At 47.1% G+C, this 614-nt stretch carries 1 protein-coding gene; it reads left to right on the top strand.

Annotated features, from left to right (window positions below; all coding sequences use genetic code 11):
• Positions 1 to 614 (top strand): hypothetical protein (locus ACFWV9_RS16165; RefSeq protein ID WP_411896264.1); only part of this gene is annotated, 614 nt, incomplete at both ends.

Genomic DNA, 614 nt, shown 5'->3' with positions numbered 1-614 from the left:
GTACCGGCTGATTATTCGGTATTGTATGTATTGACCCAAGGTGAAGGCCTTGTGATCCAGCAAGTGAGCACAGAGGCACCGGAATTTACGGTTGCAGGTGGAGGAGATTACACGATACATACCTTGGTGTATCCAAACGGATTAGATCTGAGCATCGTACAATTAGGAGTTACGACAGGCTTTGATGTTAATGGTTTATTGGTACAAGGAGGAGGCGACTTATGTGCATCTTTGGACGTAGCAGGAGCACCGGTTCATATTACGAATCCAGATGCAGGCACGTTAACAGCAACGGATAGCAATGTTACCTTGTCAGGAGGCTCAGCAATGATCTCAGCGACACCAAATGGAGATGCAAATGTACCATCAGGTTACAGTACTTTATTTGTACTAACCCAAGGCGAGGGCTTGGTGATCCAACAGGTAAGCACAGAAGGACCAGACTTCGCGGTAACCGAAGCCGGCAATTATACGATCCATACCTTAGTGTATCCAACAGGCTTAGACTTGAGCGTTGTGCAGTTAGGAGTAACCACAGGCTTTGATGTCAATGGATTATTGGTACAAGGAGGAGGCGACTTGTGTGCATCTCTTGATGTGGCAGGAGCACCAGT

This window comes from Winogradskyella sp. A2 (genome assembly GCF_046762865.1).
GTDB lineage: Bacteria > Bacteroidota > Bacteroidia > Flavobacteriales > Flavobacteriaceae > Winogradskyella.
Note: the sequence above shows the minus strand (reverse complement) of the source record. Positions and strands in the feature narration are given on the sequence as shown.